Origin of the sequence: Stenotrophomonas bentonitica, from assembly GCF_002887735.1 — a bacterium.
In the GTDB taxonomy this organism is placed as follows: domain Bacteria; phylum Pseudomonadota; class Gammaproteobacteria; order Xanthomonadales; family Xanthomonadaceae; genus Stenotrophomonas; species Stenotrophomonas bentonitica_A.
In genome coordinates this window covers 169653-193023 of the sequence record NZ_PKQP01000009.1, presented here as the reverse complement: position 1 = coordinate 193023, position 23371 = coordinate 169653, and the positions used below count along the sequence as shown (strand labels likewise).

The 23371-nt window shown below is 67.2% G+C and carries 21 protein-coding genes; 12 read left to right on the top strand and 9 right to left on the bottom strand.

Translation table 11 applies throughout. The features are described from left to right. Nucleotides 1–85: 85 nt before the first annotated feature. The 3 genes from C0R07_RS16120 to C0R07_RS16110 all read right to left on the bottom strand — a co-directional run bounded on the left by C0R07_RS16120 (nucleotide 86) and on the right by C0R07_RS16110 (nucleotide 1956). Nucleotides 86–319: a hypothetical protein gene (locus C0R07_RS16120; protein ID WP_102789426.1), complete on the bottom strand. Its 234-nt coding sequence runs from the start codon at nucleotides 317–319 to the stop codon at nucleotides 86–88. A gap of 8 nt (nucleotides 320–327) precedes the next feature. Next, the gene (locus C0R07_RS16115) at nucleotides 328–996 is read right to left on the bottom strand and encodes an SMI1/KNR4 family protein (RefSeq protein ID WP_102789425.1); all 669 of its coding nucleotides are present in this window, start codon (nucleotides 994–996) and stop codon (nucleotides 328–330) included. Between the two features lie 69 nt (nucleotides 997–1065). Continuing rightward, nucleotides 1066–1956 (bottom strand): LysR family transcriptional regulator, encoded by an 891-nt coding sequence (locus C0R07_RS16110; protein ID WP_102789424.1) that lies wholly within the window; start codon nucleotides 1954–1956, stop codon nucleotides 1066–1068. Between the two features lie 106 nt (nucleotides 1957–2062). Here C0R07_RS16110 and C0R07_RS16105 point away from each other — a divergent pair, with 106 nt between their 5' ends. After that, on the top strand, nucleotides 2063–3121 hold the full coding sequence (locus tag C0R07_RS16105; RefSeq protein ID WP_102789423.1) for an NAD(P)-dependent alcohol dehydrogenase: 1059 nt from the start codon (nucleotides 2063–2065) through the stop codon (nucleotides 3119–3121). Nucleotides 3122–3184: 63 nt separating this feature from the next. On the opposite strand, the gene C0R07_RS16100 is transcribed toward C0R07_RS16105, so the two are convergent. After that, nucleotides 3185–4549, bottom strand: coding sequence for a glutamate--cysteine ligase (locus C0R07_RS16100; protein ID WP_102789422.1), 1365 nt, complete (start codon nucleotides 4547–4549; stop codon nucleotides 3185–3187). 207 nt (nucleotides 4550–4756) lie between these two features. Here C0R07_RS16100 and C0R07_RS16095 point away from each other — a divergent pair, with 207 nt between their 5' ends. The 3 genes from C0R07_RS16095 (at nucleotide 4757) to C0R07_RS16085 (ending at nucleotide 7365) form a co-directional block, all read left to right on the top strand. Next, a complete protein-coding gene (locus tag C0R07_RS16095) occupies nucleotides 4757–5455 on the top strand; it encodes a VIT1/CCC1 transporter family protein (protein ID WP_102789421.1) in 699 nt (232 codons plus the stop codon). Between the two features lie 45 nt (nucleotides 5456–5500). Then, nucleotides 5501–6292, top strand: coding sequence for a helix-turn-helix transcriptional regulator (locus C0R07_RS16090; RefSeq protein WP_102789420.1), 792 nt, complete (start codon nucleotides 5501–5503; stop codon nucleotides 6290–6292). A 95-nt stretch (nucleotides 6293–6387) separates the two neighbouring features. Then, nucleotides 6388–7365, top strand: a complete 978-nt coding sequence (locus C0R07_RS16085; RefSeq protein ID WP_102789419.1) for an MBL fold metallo-hydrolase — start codon at nucleotides 6388–6390, stop codon at nucleotides 7363–7365. Between the two features lie 153 nt (nucleotides 7366–7518). Here C0R07_RS16085 and yihA read toward each other — a convergent pair whose 3' ends face one another. Then, nucleotides 7519–8142 carry a ribosome biogenesis GTP-binding protein YihA/YsxC gene (yihA, locus tag C0R07_RS16080; protein ID WP_019183739.1) on the bottom strand — a complete coding sequence of 208 codons (624 nt, stop codon included), beginning with the start codon at nucleotides 8140–8142 and terminating at the stop codon, nucleotides 7519–7521. Between the two features lie 155 nt (nucleotides 8143–8297). Here yihA and C0R07_RS16075 point away from each other — a divergent pair, with 155 nt between their 5' ends. The 7 genes from C0R07_RS16075 (at nucleotide 8298) to betA (ending at nucleotide 16912) form a co-directional block, all read left to right on the top strand. After that, nucleotides 8298–9095, top strand: coding sequence for a c-type cytochrome (locus C0R07_RS16075; RefSeq protein ID WP_019183738.1), 798 nt, complete (start codon nucleotides 8298–8300; stop codon nucleotides 9093–9095). A 129-nt stretch (nucleotides 9096–9224) separates the two neighbouring features. Next, complete coding sequence (locus tag C0R07_RS16070) at nucleotides 9225–9869, top strand: thiol:disulfide interchange protein DsbA/DsbL (protein ID WP_102789418.1); 645 nt, start codon at nucleotides 9225–9227, stop codon at nucleotides 9867–9869. A gap of 122 nt (nucleotides 9870–9991) precedes the next feature. Further along, on the top strand, nucleotides 9992–10819 hold the full coding sequence (locus C0R07_RS16065) for a thiol:disulfide interchange protein DsbA/DsbL (RefSeq protein ID WP_070425927.1): 828 nt from the start codon (nucleotides 9992–9994) through the stop codon (nucleotides 10817–10819). A gap of 50 nt (nucleotides 10820–10869) precedes the next feature. Continuing rightward, the gene (locus C0R07_RS16060; protein WP_172838073.1) at nucleotides 10870–11607 is read left to right on the top strand and encodes an endonuclease/exonuclease/phosphatase family protein; all 738 of its coding nucleotides are present in this window, start codon (nucleotides 10870–10872) and stop codon (nucleotides 11605–11607) included. Between the two features lie 122 nt (nucleotides 11608–11729). Continuing rightward, a complete protein-coding gene (gene betT / locus C0R07_RS16055) occupies nucleotides 11730–13709 on the top strand; it encodes a choline BCCT transporter BetT (protein WP_019183734.1) in 1980 nt (659 codons plus the stop codon). A 34-nt stretch (nucleotides 13710–13743) separates the two neighbouring features. Beyond that, nucleotides 13744–15216: a betaine-aldehyde dehydrogenase gene (betB, locus tag C0R07_RS16050; RefSeq protein WP_102789417.1), complete on the top strand. Its 1473-nt coding sequence runs from the start codon at nucleotides 13744–13746 to the stop codon at nucleotides 15214–15216. 25 nt (nucleotides 15217–15241) lie between these two features. Further along, the gene (gene betA, locus C0R07_RS16045; protein ID WP_102789416.1) at nucleotides 15242–16912 is read left to right on the top strand and encodes a choline dehydrogenase; all 1671 of its coding nucleotides are present in this window, start codon (nucleotides 15242–15244) and stop codon (nucleotides 16910–16912) included. A 201-nt stretch (nucleotides 16913–17113) separates the two neighbouring features. Here the strand turns inward: betA and C0R07_RS16040 are convergent, their stop codons facing one another. From C0R07_RS16040 to C0R07_RS16025, 4 genes are all read right to left on the bottom strand, one after another. Continuing rightward, nucleotides 17114–17992, bottom strand: coding sequence for an EamA family transporter (locus tag C0R07_RS16040; RefSeq protein ID WP_102789415.1), 879 nt, complete (start codon nucleotides 17990–17992; stop codon nucleotides 17114–17116). A 115-nt stretch (nucleotides 17993–18107) separates the two neighbouring features. Beyond that, nucleotides 18108–19196, bottom strand: coding sequence for an alpha/beta hydrolase family protein (locus tag C0R07_RS16035; RefSeq protein ID WP_070471852.1), 1089 nt, complete (start codon nucleotides 19194–19196; stop codon nucleotides 18108–18110). Further along, a complete protein-coding gene (locus C0R07_RS16030) occupies nucleotides 19187–20038 on the bottom strand; it encodes an AraC family transcriptional regulator (RefSeq protein ID WP_102789414.1) in 852 nt (283 codons plus the stop codon). The genes C0R07_RS16035 and C0R07_RS16030 overlap by 10 nt, the downstream gene beginning before the upstream one ends. Before the next feature lie 103 nt (nucleotides 20039–20141). Further along, complete coding sequence (locus tag C0R07_RS16025; protein ID WP_070471854.1) at nucleotides 20142–20621, bottom strand: VOC family protein; 480 nt, start codon at nucleotides 20619–20621, stop codon at nucleotides 20142–20144. A gap of 430 nt (nucleotides 20622–21051) precedes the next feature. Between C0R07_RS16025 and fhuE the strand changes: the two genes are divergently transcribed. Next, complete coding sequence (fhuE, locus tag C0R07_RS16020) at nucleotides 21052–23250, top strand: ferric-rhodotorulic acid/ferric-coprogen receptor FhuE (RefSeq protein ID WP_102789413.1); 2199 nt, start codon at nucleotides 21052–21054, stop codon at nucleotides 23248–23250. Nucleotides 23251–23371: the final 121 nt, after the last annotated feature.

Here is a 23371-nt window from a genome sequence, read left to right as displayed (position 1 = left end):
GCCAGATCGGCAAGAGATAAGAGCCACGCCATGCGTGGCTGGATTTTCGACGTCTGCGCTGCGTGCAGCCACCCATGGGGTGGCTCTACCGTCCGACCTGCGGGGTCATCGCAACAGCAGGCCCGGCCGGGGGGTTGGGTACATCGCCCATTAGAGCCACCACCGCCGCGTCGAGTTGCCCGGTGGCGGCCAGGGTAGCCACCGGGTGCGCGCGCAGGTGCGGCGGCAACGGCGCCGGCAACCGTCCGGCATCCAACGCCAGCAGATGGTCGGCCAGCTGGCGGACGTCCGCGTCGCTGAGTGCAGCAGACGCCGGCATGGCAGCCGTCATGCCGGTACGTAGCTGAAGTGGGTATCGATGCCCTCGAAGCCGATCACGCGACGGATCAACGCGGTGGCGACATCCTCGCCCACGCCACCGGCATGGATCGCAGGATCGGCATACAGCTCTTCCAACGCCTGCACCTGCGCTGCGCGCAGATAGGGGCGATGCGACCTCAGCCAACGCTGCAGGTTGTCGGCGATATCGCCTTCTTCCAGCAAGCAGTCGTCAAGGTCGGCCACCGCATCGACCATCATCCGGAAGATGAAGTCCTGCAGGTTGGTCGCTAGCAGGTCCACGCGGTCATCGTCGTGCCAGAGCAGCACCACGCGCGGCTCGCCCGGTGCACTCGGATCTTGCCAGAAGCAGTAGTAGTCGCCCGCCCCGGTACTACCGAATGGCAACAGCTGCAGGCGCTCGCGCAGGCGCACGTGACTGTCTTCATCGGTGAACTGTTCGGCGTGGCCCACGATATCGGCCGGCGCGATCAGCTCGAACTCACGCGCGTACAACAGCAGCGGCGGGCGCGCACGCAGCGTCGGGTACACGCTGGTGACCCAGCCGTGGCAGAACGTGCCCCAGTCCAGCATGCGATCACCCTGCAGTTGGTGGTACAGCGCGGGAAACGCCTGGCCGAGCTGCTGTTCGATGTCGTGGGGCGTTGCGATGGGCATGCCAGGGTGCATCCGATGCGGCGGGCAAGCGTGCCACTGGCGGTGTAGCCGCGGCAACCACTTCGCACTTCAAACCGTCGCCCGCACCATATCCACGAATGCGCGCAGCGCCGACGACATCTGCCGTTGCCGCGGGTAATACAGGACGAAGCCGGGGAACGGCTCACTCCAGTCTTCCAGCACCGCCACCAGGCGGCCATCGTCCAGGTACGGGCGCGCGGAGTCTTCCAGCACGTAGGCCAGGCCAAGGCCGTCGACCACGGCCTGCAGGATGGTGTGCTGATCGCCCAGGGTGAGCCGGCCGGGCACGTCCACGTCCAGTTCCTGGCCGTCCCGTTCGAACTGCCACTTGTACAGATGGCCGCTGGCGAAACGGAAGCGCACGCACTCATGCTGCGCCAGTTCGTGCGGATGCGCTGGAATGCCGCGGCGCTGCAGGTAGGACGGCGCGCCCACGATCAGGCCGCGCAGCGGCGGGCCCAGCGGCACCGCCACCATGTCTTCGGGCACCGACTCGTGCAGGCGCACGCCGGCATCGAATCCCTTGGCGACGATATCCACCAGGCCATCGTCCTGCGCCAGTTCAATGCGCACGTCGGGGTGGGCTTGCAGGAACCGCGCCAGGCGCGGACCGAGCTGGGTCTGCACGGCGGCGCGGGTGGCGTTGATGCGCAGCAGGCCGGCCGGGGCGGCGCGGAAGTGATTCATTTCCTCCAGCGCGTCATGCACCTGATCCAGGGCCGGCTGCAGCCGTTCGAGCAGGCGCTGGCCGGCTTCGGTGAGGGCCACGCTGCGGGTGGTGCGATGGAACAGGCCCACCCCCAGCCGTTCTTCCAGCGCGCGGATCGCGTAACTGACCGCCGAGGTGGACAGCGCCAGCTCGGCCCCCGCCTTGCGGAAGCTGCGGTGGCGCGCCACGGCGGCGAAGGCGGCCAGATGGGTCAGGTTGTCAGTGGCCATGATTATCCCGTTTCACTTGATGAATCATGCCGATATCCTGACTTTTTGTGCACGGGATCGGGGCGTATTGTAAAGCGCCTTTCTACAAACCTGCCAAGGATTCCCCATGTCCCTCGCCCATGGTTATGCCGTGCACGACCAGACCGCGCCGCTGGTGCCGTTCTCCTTTGAACGCCGCCCGGCCGGTCCCGATGACGTGCGCATCGAGATTCTCTTCAGTGGCATCTGCCACTCCGATCTGCATCAGGCCCGTGACGACTGGGGTGGTTCCAAGTTCCCGATGGTGCCGGGCCACGAGATCATCGGCCGCGTGACCGAGGTCGGCGCCAACGTCACCGCCTTCAAGGTCGGCGACTTCGCCGGCGTCGGCTGCATGGTCGATTCCTGCCGCCACTGCGCCGCCTGCGATGAAAACCTGGAGCAGTACTGCGAGAAGGGCGCGACCTTCACCTACAACAGCACCGAGCGCGAGAGCGGCCAGCCGACCTTTGGTGGTTACTCCGACCACATCGTGGTCGAGCAGCGCTTCGTGGTGAAGGTGTCCGAGACCCTCGACCTGAAGGCCGCCGCGCCGCTGCTGTGCGCTGGCATCACCACCTATTCGCCGCTGCGCCACTGGAAGGTCGGCCCCGGCCAGAAGGTCGGCGTGATCGGCCTGGGTGGCCTGGGCCACATGGGTGTGAAGTTCGCCAAGGCGATGGGTGCCACCGTGGTGATGATCACCACCACCCCGGAAAAGGGCGCTGATGCCAAGCGTCTGGGGGCCGATGAAGTGCTGGTCTCGCGCGATCCGGCGCAGATGAAGGCACATGCGGGCAGCTTCGATTTCCTGCTCAACACCATCCCGGTCAGCCACGACACCAACCCGTACATGTCCCTGCTCAAGCGCGATGCCACGATGTGCCTGGTCGGCGTGCTGACCGAGCTGGATCCGCCGCTGATGGGCGCTTCGGTGATGTTCGGCCGCAAGCACATCACCGGCTCGGCGATCGGCGGCATGGCCGAAACGCAGGAAATGATGGACTTCTGTGCCGAGCACAACATCGTCAGCGATGTGGAAGTGATCGACATCAAGACCGTCAACGAGGCCTGGGAGCGCATGGCCAGGAACGATGTGCGCTACCGCTTCGTGATCGACATGGCCACGCTGGAAAAGGCGGCCTGATCCTTCCGCACAGGCATGAAAAAACCCCGGCAATGCCGGGGTTTTTTGTTGATCAATGCGAACTCAGTACGCGAATTCCTTGAACACCGGATCGATGTTGCCGCCCCACTCGCCATGGAACAGCGCCAGCTTGCGATCGGCCGGGGTCAACCCGGAATCGACGATCTCCTGCAGCACTTCCAGGAACTTGCTTTCGTCCTGACCATCGGCATTGCGCGCGGCGCGGCGCTTGAGGCCGGCCACGGCGATCTTCAACGCTTCGCGCGACAGATCCAGCACGGTGCCGTTGCGGAACGGCAGCTTCAGCCCATGGCGCGGCACGCCATCACGCAGGACGTTGCGTTCGACCAGGCTGAAATCACGCACCAGGTCCCAGGCGGCATCCAGCGCGGCGTCGTCGTACAGCAGGCCCACCCAGAACGCGGGCAGCGCGCACAGGCGGCTCCACGGGCCGGCATCGGCGCCGCGCATTTCCAGGTACTTCTTCAACCGCACCTCGGGGAAGGCGGTGGTCATGTGGTCCGACCAGTCGCGCAGCGTGGGCAGCTGGCCCGGCAGCACCGGCAGCTTGCCGACCATGAAATCGCGGAAGCTCTGGCCGCTGGCATCGTGGTACCTGCCATCGCGGTAGGAGAAGTACATCGGCACATCAAGCAGGTAATCCACGTAACGCTCGTAACCGAAGCCGTCTTCGAACACGAAGTCGAGCATGCCGGTGCGATCGTTGTCGGTGTCGGTCCAGATGTGCGAGCGGTAGCTCTGGTAGCCGTTCGGCGCGCCTTCGGTGAACGGCGAATCGGCGAACAGCGCGGTGGCGATCGGCTGCAGCGCCAGCGACACCCGGAACTTCTTCACCATGTCCGCTTCGGTGGCGTAGTCCAGGTTGACCTGCACCGTGCAGGTGCGGGTCATCATGTCCAGGCCGAGCGTGCCGACCTTGGGCATGTACTCGCGCATGATCTTGTAGCGCCCCTTGGGCATCCACGGCATCTCATCGCGCGTCCACTTCGGCTGGAAGCCCATGCCAAGGAAGCCCAGCTGCAGTTCGCCGGCGACCTGCGCCACTTCATTGAGATGGGTGCCGGTTTCCACGCAGGTCTGGTGGATGGTCTCCACCGCCGCGCCGGACAGTTCCAGCTGGCCGGCCGGCTCCAGCGTCACCGAGGCGTTGTCGCGCAGCAGCGCTATCGTGCGGCCCTCTTCCTGCACCGGATCCCAGCCGAAGCGGGTCAGGCCGTTGAGCAGCGCTTCGATGCCGCGGTCACCGTCGAAGGTGGGCGGGCGCAGGTCATCCAGGCGGAAGCCGAACTTCTCGTGCTCGGTGCCGATGCGCCACTGCGCCTGGGGCTTTTCGCCGGAGGCCAACGTGGCGACCAGTTCATTACGGTCGGTGATCGGCGTCTCGGCGACGTGGCTGGGGCTCGACAAGGGGAGGCTCGCAGAATTCTGGTCAGGGCGGGGATGTGGGGTTCACGCCCCCGCATCGCAAGGGCGCACTATATCGTGGCGTCCCCTGCCGTCGTGTCACCGTGACGGTTTTCAGCGTCCTACTGGCATGGGCTTGACGCTGCGCCGGCCCCGCCGCGGCTGCGAGTCATTCCGCTGTTGGCCGCCGCCAGCCCCTACACTGATTCGATGAGCCGATCCCGACATCCGGAAGTACATCGCTCCGACCGTGTCGGCTGGCTGCGTGCCGCGGTGCTCGGCGCCAATGACGGCATTGTCTCGGTAGCCGGCCTGGTGGTCGGCATCGCGGCGAGCGGCGCCTCGGCCGCCACGATCCTGGCCACCGGCATCGCCGGGACCGTGGCCGGTGCGATGTCGATGGCGGCTGGCGAGTATGTTTCGGTGCAGTCGCAGGCCGATACCGAGCTGGCCGACCTGGCGGTGGAAAAGCGCGAGCTGCACGAAGACCCGCACAGCGAGCTGGAAGAGCTGGCCGCGATCTACCGCCATCGCGGGCTGAGCCCCGACCTGGCGCATGAGGTGGCCACCCAGCTCACCGCGCACGACGCACTGGGGGCACATGCCCGCGATGAGCTGGGCATCACCGAGGAGCTGCGGGCGCGCCCGATGCAGGCGGCCATGGCCTCCGCCGGCGCCTTCGTCAGTGGCGCCGCGTTGCCGGTGCTGACCGCCCTGCTCGCGCCGCATGCTGTCGTCGGCCAGGCCACCACCGTGGTGACGCTGCTAGGGCTGTGCCTGACCGGCACCCTGGCCGCCCATGCCGGCGGTGCCCCACGTCTGCGCGGTGCGGTGCGCGTCACCTTCTGGGGTGCGATCGCGATGGCCGCGGCCGCGCTGGTCGGCCGACTGTTCAACGTGGCGGGCTGAGCGGTGTCCGCGTCGATCGATACGACCTCCTCGCTGCTGGCGACAATGGCCAGCCTGGCTGACTGCCAGCGCGCCGATGGCTACGCCTGCATCACCGCGCGCCGCGAGCATGGCGCCTCCTCCGTGGAGATTCCGCAGCCGCAGTTCGCGATCCTGCTGCAGGGGCGCAAGCAGGTGCGTACCGCGCAGCAATCGCTGGAATTCGCACCGGGCGATCTGTTCCTCATCACCCGGCGCTGCCGCATCGATGTGGTCAACATTCCCGATCCGCATAGCGGCCTCTATCTCAGTGCGATCGTGCCGATGTGTGCCGAGGCGCTCACTGCCGCCCGGGCGCTGTGGAACGAGCCGCTGCCGCAGGCCGGTGATGCACTGGCCAGGCTGCCACTGGTCGAGCATGGGGCGACCCTGCTGCAGTGGCGGCAGGCACTGGAACACGGCCAATACACCGAAGCACGCTTGGCCCTGGCATCGCTTGCCGTGGCGTTCTGCCGGCGCGGGCACGGCAGCCTGCTGATTCCACCCGAGCCCAGCGTGGCTGATCGCATCCGCGATCTGATCGCGGCCCAGCCCGAGCGCGACTGGCAGTCACGCGATTTCGAAGCGCAGCTCGGGCTCAGCGGTGCGACCCTGCGGCGGCGCTTGGCCAGCGAGCAGTCCAGCGTGCGCGAGCTGATCACCGATGCGCGGCTGGCGCATGCCATGAGCCTGCTCTACACCACCCGGTTGCCGCTGAAAACGGTGGCCGCGCGCGTGGGCTACCGCTCGCTGGGCAGCTTCAACAAGCGCTTCGCCGAACGTTACGGGTTGGAACCGGCGGCGATCGGCAACAGCTGAGGCGAGCGGATCGCGCGGCATTCTGAGCGGAACGCAGCAGGCGGCACGCGCAGCATGGACACACCGCGGCACTGCCGCTCCGTTCGGATCCTGACATGTCGTTTCCCCGCATTCGCACGCTCGCCACGGCGCTGCTGCTGGCCGTTGCCGCCAGCCCGGCACTGGCCACCACCACACACACCCCGCGCGGGCAGGTGCCCGGCGTCTACCACCAGCAGATCGGCACGTTGCAGGTCACTGCCCTGTTCGACGGCACGGTCGCACTGGGCCGACAGGAACTCGTCGGGATCGCTCCCGGCGCGGTCACCCGCCTGCTCGATCACCGCTACGTGCCCGAGGATGGCAAAGGCCTGCAGACCGCGGTCAACGCCTACCTGGTGCAGCAGGGCGATCACCTGACATTGGTCGATACCGGCACCGCGCAGTGCTTCGGCCCCGGGCTGGGCCAGGTGCTGGGCAACCTGCGCAAGGCCGGCTATGACCCGGCCGAGGTGGATGATGTCGTGCTGACCCACGCCCACCCCGACCACCTGTGTGGCCTGCTGGATGCGCAGGACACGCTGGCCTACCCGAATGCCACGGTGTGGCTGTCCGCCGCCGATGCGGCGTTCTGGCTGGATCCGGCCAGTGAAGCCACCGCGCCGCAGGGCGTCCGGTTTGCCTTCGCATTGGCACGCAAGGCGGTGGCACCGTATGAAGCGAGCGGGAAATTGAAGCGCTTTGCCCCTGGCGACACGTTGCCGACCGGGATCACCGCATTGGACAGCCACGGCCACACCGTCGGGCATGTGTCTTATCGGATCGATGGTGGCGCCGGCCAGCAGCTGCTGGTGTGGGGCGACATCGTGCATTTCCATGCCGTGCAGTTCGCCCAGCCGCAGGCCTCCTATGAAGCCGACAGCGACCGCACGGCTGCGATCGCCAGTCGGCGCCGGATGATGGCGCAGGCTGCGGATCAGGGCTGGTGGGTGGCCGGCGCACACTTGCCGTTCCCAGGGCTGGGCCATGTCCGGCGTGAAGGAGAGGCGTTCGCCTGGGTGCCGGGCGAATTCGCGCCGTTACCGGCGAAATGAGGGGACACGACCGCGCCGTACACGGGGCGTCAGGCGCACTCGGGTAGTGCCAGCCGCTGGCCGGCTCCCGATACATCTGATGGAAAGAGCAGCCGGCCAGCGGCCGGCACTACCCGGCGCCGCGCGGCCCGTTGGACCGCGGCAACGCCCGGATCAGGCCGCTTCGGGCGCCGGCTTGTTCAGGCCCAGCCAGCCGCCGATGATCCCGCGGGCTTCATCCACGCCCTGGCGGGCGGGGCCGGAGAAGGTCTGCACGCTGACGGTATCGCCGAACGAGGAATGCAGTTCCTTGCGCACCTTCTGCAGGGCGATGCCCTGCTGGCCACGGCCAAGCTTGTCGGCCTTGGTCAGCAGCGCATGCGCGGGCAGGCCGCGCTGCACGGCATAGGCCAGCATCTGGCGATCGTAGTCCTTCAGCGGGTGACGGATGTCCATCACCACCACCAGGCCACGCAGGGCCTCGCGGGTACGGAAGTACTGGTCGATGAAGGCCTGCCAGTGCGCCTGCAGGTCCAGCGGGACCTTGGCGTAGCCGTAACCGGGCAGATCGACCAGCTTGGCCTCCGGGGTGACCTCGAAGAACACCAGCTGCTGGGTGCGGCCGGGGGTCTTGGAGACCCGGGCCAGGCTGTTCTGGCGGGTGAGGGCGTTGAGGGCACTGGATTTGCCGGCGTTGGAGCGACCGGCAAAGGCGACTTCCGCGCCCACGTCTTCCGGCAATTGCCGGGTGTTGTGGGCCGAAAGCAGGTATTGGGCGCGTTCGAGGAGCAATGACATGGGCATAGGATCGCATGTCCGGGGCTCCTCCGCGCTGTCCGCCCCCGGTTTTGCTGCACCCTGCGTTGACCGTGGCGTGAAACGGCGTTGATAATCGGGCGATCCCCGTGGTTGCGGTCCCGCAACCGCCAGGCCGGTCCACACGGAGCTTCCGCATGCGCCATGCTCGCGTTCTTGCCGTTTCCGCACTTGCTGTCTCGCTGCTCGCCGCCGTTGCCGTTGCCCAGACCTCGATCACCCCGTTGCCGGACAACGGGCCGATCAGGACCGCCTCGCTGGAGGTCGATTTCAGCAAAACCACCTGGGGCGATCCCAAGGCCGGGCAGACCAAGGCCGCGGCCTGCGCAGCCTGCCACTCGGCCGATGGCAACTCCACGGTGGAGATGTACCCGAGCATCGCCGGCCAGAGCGAGCGCTACAGCGCCCAGCAGATGGCCCTGATCGCCAATGGCCAGCGCACCTCCGGCGCCTCGGCGGCGATGGTGCCGTTCGTGCAGGACCTTACCCCGCAGGACATGCGCGACATCGGCGCCTATTTCGCCACGCAGAAGGCCACGGCCGGCATCGCCGACGATGGCGCGGTCACCGAAGGCCCGTATGCCGGCAAGAAGTTCTATGAGATCGGCCAGCAGCTGTATCGCGGCGGCGATGCCGAGCGTGGCATCCCGGCCTGCATGGCCTGCCATGGCCCGACCGGCGCCGGCAACCCGGGCCCGGCCTACCCGCATATCAGTGGCCAGCACGCGGCCTATGTCGCGCGTCGCCTGCAGGAGTACCAGGCCGGGACCACCCAGGAAACCGACAAGGCCCACTTCCAGATCATGGCCACGATCGCCAAGTCGTTGACCGAGCAGGAAATCCAGGCCTTGGCCAGTTACCTGCAGGGCCTGCACAACCGCGCCGATGACGTGGCTGCGGCAACGCCGGTCGCGGGGGGCGCGCAGGCACCCTGACCACCGCCCACACCGCAGCGCATCCCCTTGGTCGGATGACAGATGCGGCCGCCTTGGCTGGCGGGGTATGTTCACTGCCACGCCGGCGACTGGGCCGGCGTCGTTTTTTCTGTATGGAGATGGATGTAGATGACGTTGATGCCCCGCCTGATGCTGTTGCTGCTGGCCCTGAGCCCGTTGAGCACCCTCGCTGCCCCCCCGGCCCCGCTGGTGGAGGGCAAGGATTACGACCGCATCGCCGACGCCGGACCGTTCGCGCCGCTGGCCGGCAAGATCGAAGTCGTGGAGATGTTCGGCTACACCTGCCCGCACTGCGCGCATTTCGAGCCGAAGTTGGAAGCCTGGGCCGCCAAGCTGCCCAAGGACGTCCGTTTCACCCCGGTGCCGGCCGCCTTCGGCGGTGTGTGGGATTCGTTTGCCCGCGCCTACTACGCTGCCGATCAGCTGGGCGTGGCCAAGCGCAGCCACCGCGCGATGTTCGATGCCCTGCATGAGAAGGGCTCGCTGCCGATGCAGAACGTCTCGCCGGACGAACTGGCCGCGTTCTACCAGGGCTTCGGCGTGGCGCCGCCGCAGTACATCGCCGCGCTCAGGAGCGATGCGGTGGATGCCAAGGTCAAGGCCGCCCGCGCCTTCGCCCTGCGCACCAAGGTGCCGGGTACGCCGACGCTGATCGTCAACGGCGTGTACCTGGTCAAAGGCGACTCGTTCGAGTCCATGTTGCGCAATGCAGATGCCCTGATCGCCCGCGCGCGCAGCGGCAAGGCGCTCTGACAGCGCTCGCTGAACCATCACGCACCGTGCACGCGGGACGCTCGTTTCCGCGTGTCATCATGCTTCCCTGGCCGACGCTCCCAGCGTCGGCCCCAACATGCTCATCCGCTGGAGATGCTTCGATGAAGACCCGTTTCGCCATTACGCTCATGGCCCTGCTGCCGATCCTGGCCGCCTGCAAGGCCCAGGACGGTACCGCCAACACCACCGCCCCGGCCGAACCGGCCGCCCCGAGCAGCACCCCGGCTACCGAAACGGCCACGCCGACCGAGCAGGCCCCGGCCGCCAGCGGTGAAACCGCCGCCGCCGAGACCGCCGCTGCCGAAGCCACCACCCCGGCGCCCGCCCCCGCCTCCTCGCGCCCGACCGGCCCGGAACCGGTCGCCGGCACCGACTACGTGGTGATCGAAAACGGCCAGCCGTTCCAGCCGGCCACCGGCAAGATCGAAGTAGCCGAGATCTTCGGTTACGTGTGCCCGGCCTGCGCCGCGTTCCAGCCGCTGATCGGACCGTGGAAGGCCGGCCTGCCGAGCGACGTCAGCTTCGTCTACGTGCCGGCCATGTTCGGCGGTACCTGGGATGACTACGGCCGTGCGTTCTATGCCGCGCAGGCCATGGGCCTGCAGGAAAAGACCCACGAAGCCATGTACGCGGCGATCCACGCCGAGCAAAGCCTGAAGGGCGAGCGCGGCCGTGATTCGGTCGAAGATATCGCCAACTTCTACGGCAAGCACGGCGCCGACCCGAAGCAGTTCGCCGCGATGATGGGCAGCTTCGCCATCAACGCCAAGACCAACTCGGCCAAGCAGTTCGCCCAGCGCAGCAAGATCAGCGGCACCCCGTCGGTGATCGTCAATGGCAAGTACCTGGTCAAGGGCAAGGGCTTCCCGGACATGCTGCGCATCGCCGATCACCTGATCGCGCGCGAACGCGCGGCCAAGGCCAACTGATCCTGCGATAGCCAACCGTCGTGACCTCCCCCCACACGCGGACCCTGCGCCTGCTGACGGCCAACATCCAGGCCGGTTCGAGCACCCGCCGTTACAGTGACTACGTGACCCGCAGCTGGTCGCACGCACTGCCGGCCGGGCGCAAGCGAACCAGCCTGGATGCCATCGCGCAGATGGCCCGCGAACACGACATCGTCGGCCTGCAGGAGGCCGACCCGGGCAGCCTGCGCTCGGGCTTCACCAACCAGACCCACTATCTGGCCGAGCGTGCCGGCTTCAATTACTGGAGCCACCAGCCCAACCGCCGGATGGGTGGGGTCGCCTCCAGCGCCAACGGCCTGCTCAGCAAACTCGAGCCGGTCGAGGTCCAGGACCACGCCCTGCCCGGCCGGATCGGCGGGCGCGGCGTGCTGCTGGCCAAGTTCGGTGAAGGCAGCCAGGGCCTGGCGGTGGCGGTGGCGCATCTGTCCTTGGGGACCAATTCGCGCATGTCGCAATTGGCCTTCATTGCCGATCTGCTCTCCGACCACCCCAACGCCGTGCTGATGGGCGATTTCAACTGCCTGGCCGAACGGCCGGAAATGCAGGTGCTGTACCAGAAGACGACGCTGCAGCCGCCGGGCTGCGTGGTGCCGACCTTCCCCAGCTGGCGCCCGGACCGGGCGATCGACCACATCCTGCTCAGCGACGGCCTGCAGCAACGCAGTGCAGAAGCCGTGCCGGCCGCGTTCTCCGATCACCTCGCGCTGGCGATGTCGATCGATGTACCGAGCAGCGCGCTGCGCTGACCCCCTGGTCACCCGCCGCCCTTGCGCGGCGGGCATCGTGAGCGTGTAAACAGGCTGTCCACAGCGCCTGTGCGATAAATCCCGCCGTCTGCCGCTCCGGCACCGGGAGTATCCCCCACCCCATGAGTACCGTGGAGCCGCCTCTGTCCGAGGTGCGCACGCTTCGACCCGTGTTCCTGCTTGCCGCCACGATCGTGGCGGCATTCGCCATTCTGGTCACCGTGTTTCCCATCGATGCCGGCGTGATGCTGCTCGATGCCCAGACCTGGGCCTCGCGCAATGTCGGCTGGTATTACCTGTTGGCGATGACCGTGTACCTGGTGTTCGTGGTCGGCGTGGCGTTGTCAGGCTATGGCAGCGTCAAGCTGGGCGCGGACCATGACGAACCGGAGTTCAGCTATCTGTCCTGGGCCGGCATGCTGTTCGCCGCCGGCATCAGCATCACCCTGTTCTTCTTCTGCGTCTCCGAGCCGCTGACCCATTACCTGCTGCCGCCGCAGGGCGGCACCGGCAGTGGCGAGGCCAGCGCGCGCCAGGCGATGCAGCTGCTGTTCCTGCACTGGGGCCTGCATGGCTGGGGCGTGTTCGCGCTGGCGGCGATGGCGCTGGCCTACTTCGCCTACCGCCACAACCTGCCGCTGGCACTGCGCTCGGCGCTGTATCCGCTGATCGGCAAGCGCATCAACGGGCCGATCGGCTACACCGTGGATGCCTTGGGCATCGTGGCCACCGTGTTCGGCCTCGGCGCGGACATGGGCTTTGGCGTGCTGCATCTCAACGCCGGCTTGAACACCTTGTTCCCGGTGCCGCATGCGGCCTGGGTGCAGGTCGGGCTGATCGTGCTGATGATGGGCGCGGCGATCACCGTGGCCGTCTCCGGGGTGGAGAAAGGCGTGCGCTGGATGTCCAACATCAACATGCTACTGGCGATCTCGCTGCTGCTGTTCATGCTGTTCGCCGGCCCCACCCAGTACCTGCTCAACGCCTTCATCCAGAACATGGGCGACTACCTGGGCAACGTGGTCGGCAAGAGTTTCGATGTGTACGCCTACGGCGGGCGCCCGGACTGGCTGGGCAACTGGACGGTGTTCTACTGGGCTTGGTGGATCGGCTGGGCGCCGTTCGTGGGCCTGTTCATCGCGCGCATCTCGCGCGGCCGCACCATCCGTGAGTTCGTGCTCGGCGTGCTGCTGATCCCGCTGGGGTTCACCCTGGCCTGGCTGTCGATCTTCGGCAACAGCGCGCTGGACCAGATCCTGCACCATGACCAGGTGCACCTGGCGCAGATGGCGGTGGAGAACCCACCGACCGTGCTGTACGCGCTGCTGGAAAGCTACCCGTGGAGCCGCGCCGTCATCGCCGTCACGGTGATCGTCAGCTTCATCTTCTTCGTCACCTCGGCCGATTCCGGCACGGTCGTGCTGTCCACGCTGTCCTCGCAGGGCGGCAATCCCGAAGACGACGGCCCGCGCTGGCTGCGCGTGTTCTGGGGCGTGATGACCGGCCTGGTCACCGCCGGGCTGCTGCTGGCCGGCAGCATGGATGCACTCAAATCCGCCGTGGTGCTGGCTTCGCTGCCGTTCTCGGTGGTGCTGCTGCTGATGCTGTGGGGGCTGACCCGTGCGCTGGGCGAAGAGTCGCAGCGCAAGAAGGCCTCGCAGTACTCGCCGATCCCGTTGATCGGGCAATCGCGGCATCAGCGCGGCTGGCGCCAGCGCATCACCCAGGCAGTGCATTTCCCGGTACGCGACGAGGTGTACCGGTTCATGGATACCGATGTGAAGCCGGCGATCGAAGCAGTTGCCGCGCAGCTGCTCGAACAGGGCCTGGACGTGCAGACGAAGTTCGAGCCGGGCCACATGGAACTGCTGGTGGACCATGGCGAGCAGCAGGTGTTCACCTACCAGGTGATCATGCGCGGCTACCTCACGCCTTCGTTCGCCGCGCAGCGCTTCCGCAACCAGCGTTACTACCGCGCCGAAGTGCATCTTTATGAAGGTGGACAGGACTACGAGCTGTTCGGCTACAGCCGCCAGCAGATCATCAACGACATCATCGATCAGTACGAGCGTCACCTGCAGTTCCTGCATCTCACGCGTTGACGCACTGATCTCCCGCTGCAAAGGAGTCACCGACATGCCTACCCTCCCCGACCAGCTGCTCTACATCGGCGGCCGCTACGTTCCCTCCCAGGGCGGACAGACCTTCCAGGTCATCAATCCGGCCAACGGCGAGCTGCTCGCCAACGTCCACAGCGCCAACAGCGACGATCTCGACGCTGCCGTGGAGAGCGCCCAAGCCGGCCAGAAAGCATGGGCCGCGCTGACCACCGTGGAGCGCTCGCGCATCCTGCTGCGGGCGGTCGCGCTGCTGCGCGAGCGCAACGATGCACTGGCCGAGCTGGAATCGCGCAACACCGGCAAGGCCCTGAGCGAAACGCTCAGCGTGGACGTGGTCACCGGTGCAGACGTGCTGGAGTACTACGCCGGCGTCATGCACGGGCTGGAAGGTAGCCAGGTGCCGCTGCGTGAGAGCAGCTTCTTCTACACCCGGCAGGAGCCCCTTGGCGTGGTCGGCGCGATCGGTGCCTGGAACTACCCGATCCAGATCGCGCTGTGGAAGGCCGCCCCCGCGCTGGCCGCCGGCAACGCGATGATCTTCAAGCCCAGCGAAGTGACGCCGCTGACCGCGCTGAAGCTGGCGGAAATCTTCACCGAGGCCGGCCTGCCCGATGGCGTGTTCAACGTGCTGCCTGGCGATGGCGCCGGCGTCGGCTCGGCATTGACCGAGCACCCGCTGATCGAGAAGATCTCCTTCACCGGCGGCACCGCCACCGGCCGCAAGGTGATGGCCAGTGCCTCCAGCTCCACGCTCAAAGACGTCACCATGGAGCTGGGGGGCAAGTCGCCGCTGATCATCTGCGCCGACGCCGATCTGGATCTGGCCGCCGACGTGGCGATGATGGCCAATTTCTACAGCTCCGGCCAGGTGTGCACCAACGGCACCCGCGTGTTCGTGCCGCGCAGCATCCTGGCCGCGTTCGAAGCCAAACTGCTGGAACGGGTCAAGCGCATCCGTATCGGCGACCCGCTGGCCAAGGACACCAACTTCGGCCCGCTGGTCAGCGCCGCGCACATGCAGCGCGTGCTTGAGCACATCGCCAGCGGCAAGGCCGAGGGTGCACGGCTGGTCTGCGGCGGCGAACGGCTGACCGACGGCGCGCTGGGCAAGGGTTGCTATGTGGCACCGACGATCTTCAGCGATTGCCGCGATGACATGCGCATCGTGCGCGAAGAGATTTTCGGACCGGTGATGAGCCTGTTGGCGTACGACGACGAAGACGAGGCCATGCGCCGCGCCAACGACACCGATTACGGTCTCGCCGCCGGTGTGGTGACGCCGGACCTGGCGCGCGCGCATCGCCTGATCCATCAGCTCGAGGCCGGCATCTGCTGGGTCAACAGCTGGGGCGAATCGCCGGCACAGATGCCGGTGGGCGGTTACAAGCAGTCCGGTGTCGGCCGCGAAAACGGCCTGGCCACGCTGCGCGCCTATACCCGCACCAAGTCCATCCAGATCGAACTGGACCGCTACGCGTCGGTGTTCTGAACCGGCCTTACCAGGAGACACCGCGATGAAGCGCGAGTACGACTACATCATCATCGGCGCCGGTTCGGCCGGCAACACGCTGGCCGCGCGCCTGACCGAAGACGCCGGCGTCAGCGTGCTGCTGCTGGAAGCCGGTGGGCCGGATTACCGGATGGATTTCCCTACCCAGATGCCGGCCGCACTGGCCTATCCGCTGCAGGGCCGGCGTTACAACTGGGCGTATGAAACCGAGCCGGAACCCTACATGGACAACCGGCGCATGGAGTGCGGCCGCGGCAAGGGCCTGGGCGGTTCCTCGCTGATCAACGGCATGTGCTACATCCGCGGCAACGCGATGGACTTCGACCAGTGGGCCAGCTTCGACGGCCTGGAGGACTGGAGCTACCACGACGTGCTGCCCTACTTCCGCAAGGCGGAAACGCGCGACATCGGCGCCAACGATTATCACGGCGGCGACGGCCCGGTCAGCGTGGCCACGCCGAAGAACGGCAACAACGTGCTGTTCCACGCGATGGTCGAGGCCGGCGTGCAGGCCGGCTACCCGCGCACCGACGACCTCAACGGCTACCAGCAGGAAGGCTTCGGCCCGATGGACCGCACGGTGACCCCGCGCGGGCGCCGCTCCAGTACCGCGCGCGGTTACCTGGACATGGCCAAGGACCGCGAGGGACTGGAGATCGTGGTGCACGCCACCACCGACCGCATCCTGTTCGCCGGCAAGCGCGCGGTGGGCGTGCGCTACCTGGCCGGCAACAGCGCCGAGCCGATCGACGCCACCGCACGCCGCGAGGTGCTGCTGTGCGCCGGTGCGATCGCCTCGCCGCAGATCCTGCAGCGCTCCGGCGTGGGCGCGCCGGCATTGCTGGCCGCCCTCGGCGTTCCACTGGTGCACGACCTGCCCGGCGTCGGCGAGAACCTGCAGGACCACCTGGAGGTGTACATGCAGTACGCCTGCAAGAAGCCGGTCTCGCTGTACCCGGCGCTGCAGTGGTGGAACCAGCCGGCGATCGGTGCGGAGTGGCTGTTCGCCGGCACCGGGATCGGCGCCAGCAACCAGTTCGAAGCCGGTGGCTTCATCCGTACCCGGGAGGAGTTCGACTGGCCGAACATCCAGTACCACTTCCTGCCGGTGGCGATCAATTACAACGGCACCAACGCGGTCAAGGAGCACGGTTTCCAGGCGCACGTGGGTTCGATGCGCACGCCCAGCCGCGGCCGCGTGCATGCGAAGTCGCTGGACCCGCGCGAGCACCCTTCCATCCTGTTCAACTACCAGTCCACCGACCAGGACTGGCAGGAGTTCCGCGACGCGATCCGCATCACCCGCGAGATCATCGCCCAGCCCGCGCTGGACGAATACCGTGGCCGCGAGATCAGCCCGAGCGCCGCGTGCCAGACCGATGCGGAACTCGACGCGTTCGTGCGCGCGCATGCCGAAACCGCCTACCACCCCTCCTGCTCGTGCGCGATGGGCACCGATGCGATGAGCGTGGTCGATGGCCAGGGCCGCGTACATGGCATGGAAAGCCTGCGCGTGGTGGATGCTTCGATCATGCCGCGCATCATCACCGGCAACCTCAACGCCACCACGATCATGATCGCCGAGAAGATCGCCGACCGGATCCGCGGGCGTGCCCCGCTGCCGCGCAGCACGGCGGCGTATTACGTCGCCGGGGACGCACCGGCACGGCGCTGAGGGCGCGGCGATCCATGGGTAGCGCCGACCGTTGGTCGGTGCGCGATTCCCGGCAATGCCGGCTCCTCGCATCCTGGTAGTGCCGGCCGCTGGCCGGCTCCGCGCGAATCCTGGTAGTGCCGGCCGCTGGCCGGCTCCGCAGCACCGTTGGATCATGAGGAGCCGGCCAGCGGCCGGCACTACCGATACCATCGCGCGCGATTACGCCGGCGCACCGGGCAACGGCACCACCGCCCGTTTCGCAGTCAACGTACTGCCCACCGACGCCACCACCGTGCAACCGATCGCCGCCCATTGCAGCGGGGTCAGGTGCTCGGCCAGCAGCCCCATCGCCAGCAGCGCGGCGACCGCCGGTTCCATGCTGATCAGGATGCCGAAGGTCTCTTTCGGCAGCCGCTTGAGCGCCATCATTTCCAGCGACATCGGGATCGCGCTGGAGACGATCGCCACTCCCAGGCCGAACAGCAGGATCCTCGGCTCCAGCAGCGCCATGCCCGCGTGCGCCACGCCGACCGGCACCACCACCAGCGCGGCCGCGCACAGCCCCAGCGAGACCGTATGCCCGGCCGGCAGATGCCCGGCGCGCTTGCCGAAGATGATGTACAGCGCCCAGCACACCGCCGCGCCCAGCGCGAACATCACCCCCACCGGGTCCAGCGGCTCGCCATGGCCCAGCGGCAGCAGCAGCAACAGCCCGACCAGCGCGCAGCCGACCCAGACGAAATCGACCGGCCGCCGCGAGGAACACATCGCCACCGCCAGCGGCCCGCAGAATTCGATCGCCACCGCGATGCCGAACGGGATCGTGCGCAGCGCCATGTAGAACAGCAGGTTCATCACCCCCAGCGTGATGCCATAGCGGAAGATCGCCCCCGCATCCGCGCGCGAGGTGGTCCAGCGCCACGGCCGGAACACCATCAGCAGCACCAGCGCCGAGAAACCCACGCGCAGTGCGCTGGTGCCCTGCGCACCGATCAGCGGGAACAGCTGTTTGGCATACGAGGTGCCGACGGCCAGCGAGGTGACCGAGCCCAGCACGGCCAGGGCGGGAAAGAACGTAGAGAGGCGGGAGGTCGACATGCGCACAGGATATTGCGGATCGCCTGCCGACGCCGCCTTGCTGCTGGCCCTGACGGCGGGCTCGATGTGCGGCGCTCGGAAGGCGCTGAACGTTGCCCGGGCGGAGCTACCTGCGTCAGCGCGTGGCCGACAGCGCAGCATCGAACAATGCCGTCGCTTCCGTGATCGCGGCCCCGTGTGTGGCCTGCTTGTCGGCCGCCACCTGGCAGAGTGCGCCGACGCGCGTCTGGCCCAAAGCGGTGCAGCTGGACAGGAAGTCGTAGTGTCCCACCGCCGGCAAGGTGGTCAGCGTCGCCTTCGGAAGTGCCGAAGCGGCCACGTCGCTGTTGGTGGCCGGCGAGGCCACGGTGTCGGCTGCACCGACGATGATCGAGACCGGCGGCGTGACCTTCTCCAGTTCCTCCGGGGCGAAGGCCTGCACCATGGCCGGCGCAATCAGGAACACGGCGTCCACGCCTGGGATGGCGCGATCCTCACCGGCCTTGGCCACCCATGGGGCCAGTTCCGGTGTGTCTGCAGCCGCCATCCGGCGGGCAAGCATCAGCGCCGGGTTCTCCGCCTGCGGGGCGCATACCCCATCGGCGGGATATGCGCGGCAGAACGCCAGCAGCCGCTTCACGTCCGGGCGTACGCCCGCGGCGACCAGGGCAGTGAACCCGCCGGCCGAATAGCCCGCGATGCCCAACCGGGTGGCATCGATCTCCGCGGCCAGCGCCGGGTCGGCCTGCACCGCGGCCAGCGCGGCAGCCAGGTCATCCACGCGGTTCCACATCAGGATGCTGGCGGCCTCGGTCATCGGGTCCACCCCGTTGTTGCCGGGATGATCAACTGCGATCACCACGTATCCGGCCCGCGCCATCGCGGTGCCGAACCAGCCCATCATCCGGGCACTGCCCCCGTTGCCGTGCGAGAGCAGCAGGACCGGCCAGCGTCCTTTGGCGATGGCGGCATCGGCGGCCGCCGTACCGACCTCGAACAAGGGCGCCCCCGGCGGGCCGATCGTCAGCGCGGTTTCCTGCGCATCGGGCTGGGCCGGGTACCACACGGTGTAGCGCACGTTGTCGCGGTGGTCGGCATCGCGCACGGCCGCACTGGGCGTATGTGCAACGCCGTGCCGCTCGCCAACGGGCGGCACGGCCCCAGCGGCAAACAGGGGCAGGCACAGCGCCAGCAGCGCGGCACAACAACGGGCGGTCATTCGCATGGGTCAATCTCCTTGAGGTGCAACGTGTCGGCCAGCGGCAGCCAGATCTCCACCCCGCCGTGGCCGCTGCGGTCATCGAAGCGCGCGTCGTAGCGCTCCAGGTCCGGTGCGTCGGCCAGGGTCAGGCCGGACGCCGGCAGATAGTCATTCAACAGCCAGAACCAGGTGGAGCGGATCGCGGAAATGTGCCCGGCATGCCAGGCCACCAGATACTCGCGAGGCGCGATCGAGATCGCCTGCCAGCCGGAGGGCACGGGCGCGGAGGCACGGATCTCCACGCCGGCGATGTAGTCAAAGCCGCCGTCAGCGTCATTGTTGCCGCACACGCCGTAGGCGATCTGCGCGCCCAACCCATGCGCCTCGTCCAGGCGCTGCCATTGCGAAGGAATCGATGCGACGGTCGCGGCGGTATGGCGTGCACCGATGCCGGCCACGCGCAGGGCACCGCGGTGCGCGCGATGGGGTTCGATCCTGCAGGGTGTCGAGGGATCGATCAGCTTCAATGCCTCGACCAACACCATGCCGGCCAGCCCCTGCTCGCGCACCTGCTCGGGCGAACGTCCGAACTGCTCGGAAAATGCGCGGGTAAAGGCCGCGTGTGAGGCGTAGCCGGCAGCAATGGCCACCTCGAGAATGCCATCGGCCCCGGCCGCCAGCTGGTGCGCGGCGTGGGTCAGCCGGCGGCCTCGCAGATAGCGCACCACCGAGGTCCCGGTGCTGAGCTGGAACAGCCGCGAGAGATGGAACGGCGACAGCCCCACCACGCCGGCGATATCGGCCAGCGACGGGTTTTCAGCGAAGTGGCTTTCGATGTACCACAGGGCCCTGCGTGCCGCACCCATACCGCCAGATCCATGCCGATGAACGGGACCGCAGCGTAACCCAGCGCGCGCCGCGCCATTTGATCGTTCTTGCTGTCCGCTGCAACGCGCCGCGCCTGTTGTCTCAGCCCCTCACCGCCGCTTCGATGGCCGCCACGTCGATCCTGCGCATGGTCATCATCGCCTCGAACGCGCGCCGGGCCACGGCGGGGTCTTTGCTGGTCACCGCGTCGGTCAATACCCGCGGGGTGATCTGCCAGGACAGGCCCCACTTGTCGCGGCACCAGCCGCAGGCGCTTTCCTCGCCGCCGTTGCCGACGATCGCGTTCCAGAGCCGGTCGGTCTCGGCCTGGTCATCGGTCGCGATCTGGAAGGAGAAGGCTTCGCTGTGCTTGAACGCCGGTCCGCCGTTGAGCCCGAGGCAGGGAATGCCGGCGACGGTGAAATCGACGGTGAGTACGTCCCCCTGCTTGCCGGAGGGGAAGTCGCCCGGTGCGTGATGCACCGCGTGCACCGCGCTGTCCGGGAAGGTGGCGGCGTAGAAGGTGGCGGCGTCCAGCGCGGTACCGTCGAACCAGAGGCAGATCGTATTCTTGCTGACCATGGGCATCTCCTGCAGCGGAGGAAGGCGGCCTGGCCTGCGCGGGGCCGCCGAATCGCGCGGAGGCTCAGGCTGTCCACCCAGCGCAGGCTCAGGGTAGCGACGGGGCTGTTAACCCAGCGCGCGGATAGCTACGGCGACGCACGAGGCGCGCCTGCGCCCGCGGAGGCTCGGCAGCGGGAAGTATGAATACGAGAGCGCCTGGAGTCGCCGGCCTTGCGCATCGGTGCCGATGACCGATGCGGTTGATGATGCGAATGATTGCCATTACGATAGTGTGACCCGGGTCGCGCAAGGGATGCGCACCCGTGAACAGTTATCGAGCCCGCGCCGGGTCACCGCCCCCGCCAGCCGCTTCCTGCCCCCACCCCCGCTCCGCCGCAGGCCACCCAGGACGCCGGCCATGCCCGTTGCCGCCCTTCTGGAAACGCCGATGACCCGCTCCGCCCACGTGCTGTCCCGCCCGTCGATGCTCCGTCGCCCGCTGCCGCAGGCATTGATGCTGGCGTTGTGCACCCTCGCCGCCGCCCCCGCATTCGCGCAGGACGCCGCCCCCGACGCCACCACCCTGGACAAGATCGTGGTCAAGGGCGAGCGCGCCGAAGGCTATTCGGTCCGCAAGACCTCGGCCGGTACCCGCTTCGATCTGGCCCCGCGCGAGATCCCGCAGTCGGTGAGCATCATCAGCCACCAGCGCATCGAGGATCAGAACCTGGATGACATCATCGACGTGCTGGGCAACACCACCGGCATCAGCAGCACCCAGTCCGATACCGAGCGCACCGAGTTCTACGCGCGCGGGTTTTACATCGACAGCTATCAGTTCGACGGCCTGCCGACCCAGATGGTGCAGAACTGGAGCTACGGCGATTCCGGCCTGGACCTGGCCCTGTATGACCGCGTGGAAGTGGTGCGTGGCGCCACCGGCCTGCTCAGCGGTGCCGGCAACCCGTCCGCCTCGGTGAACCTGATCCGCAAGCATGCCGACAGTGCCGAACTGACCGGCAGCGTGTCGGTGAACGTCGGCAGCTGGGGCCGCACCCGCAGCACGGTGGATGTGACCACCCCGCTGAACGCCAGCGGCTCGGTGCGCGCGCGCGTGATCGGCAGCTACCTGGATACCGAATCACAGATGGACCGCTACGACCAGCACAAGACGCTGGGCTATGCGGTGATCGACGCCGACCTGACCCCGGACACGCAGCTGAGCGTGGGCTACGACTACCAGCAGAAGCGCGCCAACGGCGCGACCTGGGGTGGTTTCCCGATGCTGTTCTCCGATGGCACCTCCACCGGTTACGACGAATCGTTCAACCCGAACCCCGGCTGGACGTATTGGGATACTACCAGCAAGCGGGCCTTCGCCACTCTCGAACACGGGTTTGCCAGCGGCTGGAAGTTCAAAGTCGGCGCTACGCATGACGAAACCAAGGCCGATGACAAGCTGTTCTACACCGCCTACAACGACTGGATGACTGGCGCGTCCTACTTTGACAAAGAAACCGGCGCTGGTATCACGCCTTCTGCAGGCTTCTACAACACGGAGCGCAAAGTCAGCGCGGTCGATGGCTTCGTCGACGGTCCATTTCAGCTGTTTGGCCGCGAGCATCAGTTCATGGCCGGCTTGAGCTACAACAAGCGGGAGTACTCCAACAAAGGTGATTACCAGCCGGATTTCTTCAGTGATCCGATTGCGCCATACCTACCGCTGCCCAACTATCTCGGCTGGAACGGCAATTTCCCTGAACCAGAATGGCGTGCAATGAAGCTGCAGAGCCGTGGCACGATCACTCAAAAGGCAGGTTACGCGGCGACTCGCCTGTCGTTGGCCGATCCGCTGAAGCTGATCATTGGTGCGCGCTATACCGACTGGAGCTTGGACGGTCTGGAGGGCGCAGTCGTCAGTCGCTTTAGCCACAAGGTCACCACCCCGTACGCAGGCCTGGTCTTCGACCTCAACGACACCTACTCCACTTACGCCAGCTACACCGAGATCTTCCAGCCGCAGACGCTGAAGAACCGCGCGGGCAGCTACTTGGATCCGGTGGACGGCAAGAGCTACGAAGTGGGCGTCAAAGGCGCGTGGTTCGACAACCGCCTGAACGCGTCGCTGGCGGTGTTCCGCATCGAGCAGGACAACGTCGGCCAGGCCACCACCGAGCCCGTCCAAGGCAGTCCTAATGAGTTCGCCTACATCGCCGCGCGCGGCACGGTGAGCCGCGGTTTCGAGTTCGAGCTCAACGGCGAACTCGCGCCGGGCTGGAACGCGACCTTCGGTGCCTCGCGCTACGTGGCCAAGGACATCAACGATGCGGACATCAACACCAACCTGCCGCAGACCACCATCAAGCTGTTCACCAGCTACACCCCGCAGTCGCTGAGCGCGCTGACGGTCGGTGGCGGTGCCAACTGGCAGAACGGCATCTACTATCCGGTGCCGGCCTATGGCCGTATCGAGCAGGGTGGCTATGCGCTGGTCAGCGCGTTCGTGCGCTACCGCATCTCGCCGGCGTTCAGCGTGCAGGCCAACCTCAACAATCTGCTGGACAAGACGTACTTCTCGCAGATTAACGGGTACGGCGCGTACGGTGATGGTCGCAATGGCGGCCTGACGTTCACCTGGTCGTTCTGATCGGTCATTGATCGCAGCGCGTCACCAAGGAGAGCCGGGCATTGCCCGGCTCTCTGTGTTTGGGGACCCGGCAGATGGGTCGAGAGCCGGCCAGCGGCCGGCACTACCATCAAGGCCGTGC